The 2495-nt window shown below is 46.3% G+C and carries 2 tRNA genes and 1 rRNA gene; all 3 read right to left on the reverse strand.

The features are described from left to right. Positions 1-303: 303 nt before the first annotated feature. Positions 304-379 (reverse strand) — tRNA-Ala (locus HMPREF0013_RS23535). A 55-nt stretch (positions 380-434) separates the two neighbouring features. Further along, a tRNA-Ile gene (locus HMPREF0013_RS23540) sits at positions 435-511 on the reverse strand. Positions 512-570: 59 nt separating this feature from the next. Then, positions 571-2108 (reverse strand): 16S ribosomal RNA (locus tag HMPREF0013_RS23545). Between the last annotated feature and the right edge of the window lie 387 nt (positions 2109-2495).

Raw genomic sequence — 2495 nt, forward strand, 5'->3', positions numbered from 1 at the left:
GATTCTTCATCGCTACTATCTGTTGTCTGTGTACTTAAACACTGTACAGCTTCAATCTAAATTCATATACCAAAACGCTTGATTCAGTTAATTTGCTAGTTCTCAATTCATCTAGATTAATTGCTTAATCTAAACTCTTGAGTGAACAATTTATTTCAGACTCAATTTTGCCAATCTGTTAATGAATAAACACGCCTTCGTCAGGTCATGCTTAATACCGTGATACTTAAATCACAGAAGTTAATAAACCAAGACCGAAATCTCTATTTACTAATTTCTGTAATCCGAACTTCTCTTAAGTTCTGGTGGAGACTAGGAGAGTCGAACTCCTGACCTCCTGCGTGCAAAGCAGGCGCTCTACCAACTAAGCTAAGTCCCCAGCTTACATCATCAGTCATGTATCTTTTATCTATAACTTCAACCAGTCAAAGTCATGGTGGGTCTGACAAGACTTGAACTTGTGACCCCACGCTTATCAAGCGTGTGCTCTAACCAACTGAGCTACAGACCCTCAGATACATCTATGAAGAACAACTTGTTGTGGATTCTTACCAATCGTCAATCTTTCGTTAAGGAGGTGATCCAGCCGCAGGTTCCCCTACGGCTACCTTGTTACGACTTCACCCCAGTCATCGGCCACACCGTGGTAACCGCCCTCTTTGCAGTTAGGCTAGCTACTTCTGGTGCAACAAACTCCCATGGTGTGACGGGCGGTGTGTACAAGGCCCGGGAACGTATTCACCGCGGCATTCTGATCCGCGATTACTAGCGATTCCGACTTCATGGAGTCGAGTTGCAGACTCCAATCCGGACTACGATCGGCTTTTTGAGATTAGCATCCTATCGCTAGGTAGCAACCCTTTGTACCGACCATTGTAGCACGTGTGTAGCCCTGGCCGTAAGGGCCATGATGACTTGACGTCGTCCCCGCCTTCCTCCAGTTTGTCACTGGCAGTATCCTTAAAGTTCCCGACATTACTCGCTGGCAAATAAGGAAAAGGGTTGCGCTCGTTGCGGGACTTAACCCAACATCTCACGACACGAGCTGACGACAGCCATGCAGCACCTGTATGTAAGTTCCCGAAGGCACCAATCCATCTCTGGAAAGTTCTTACTATGTCAAGGCCAGGTAAGGTTCTTCGCGTTGCATCGAATTAAACCACATGCTCCACCGCTTGTGCGGGCCCCCGTCAATTCATTTGAGTTTTAGTCTTGCGACCGTACTCCCCAGGCGGTCTACTTATCGCGTTAGCTGCGCCACTAAAGCCTCAAAGGCCCCAACGGCTAGTAGACATCGTTTACGGCATGGACTACCAGGGTATCTAATCCTGTTTGCTCCCCATGCTTTCGCACCTCAGCGTCAGTGTTAGGCCAGATGGCTGCCTTCGCCATCGGTATTCCTCCAGATCTCTACGCATTTCACCGCTACACCTGGAATTCTACCATCCTCTCCCACACTCTAGCTAACCAGTATCGAATGCAATTCCCAAGTTAAGCTCGGGGATTTCACATTTGACTTAATTAGCCGCCTACGCGCGCTTTACGCCCAGTAAATCCGATTAACGCTTGCACCCTCTGTATTACCGCGGCTGCTGGCACAGAGTTAGCCGGTGCTTATTCTGCGAGTAACGTCCACTATCTCTAGGTATTATCTAAAGTAGCCTCCTCCTCGCTTAAAGTGCTTTACAACCATAAGGCCTTCTTCACACACGCGGCATGGCTGGATCAGGCTTGCGCCCATTGTCCAATATTCCCCACTGCTGCCTCCCGTAGGAGTCTGGGCCGTGTCTCAGTCCCAGTGTGGCGGATCATCCTCTCAGACCCGCTACAGATCGTCGCCTTGGTAGGCCTTTACCCCACCAACTAGCTAATCCGACTTAGGCTCATCTATTAGCGCAAGGTCCGAAGATCCCCTGCTTTCTCCCGTAGGACGTATGCGGTATTAGCATTCCTTTCGAAATGTTGTCCCCCACTAATAGGCAGATTCCTAAGCATTACTCACCCGTCCGCCGCTAAGATCAGTAGCAAGCTACCTCTCTCCGCTCGACTTGCATGTGTTAAGCCTGCCGCCAGCGTTCAATCTGAGCCATGATCAAACTCTTCAGTTAAAATCATTTTGCACCTTATTTAAAGACAAGGTGCCAATTCTGGCTCATCAATTACTGACTTAAATTTCGCTCAAATAAACTTCGAGTAATTTAAACCAATCAATCAATGAAAATTATTTCGATTAATCAACCAGTAAAAATCCACACAAGTTGTTCTTCAATTCTCTTAATGATCTTCTTCCTGGTTCGTCACCAGCAAGCTAGGTCGGCTATATTACTCTTAATCTCTTAAAAGTCAACAGGTAATTTCGATATTTTTAAAACTTATCTCTCAAACCAACTTACCATCAAATTCATCACTTAAAGCAATCAACTTAATCACAAGTAACTGTTTTTCAACAAGTTTCTATCTGCATCACCGCCGATGGATGTGCATTATAGACCATT

Source organism: Acinetobacter sp. SH024 (genome assembly GCF_000163635.1).
GTDB lineage: Bacteria > Pseudomonadota > Gammaproteobacteria > Pseudomonadales > Moraxellaceae > Acinetobacter > Acinetobacter pittii.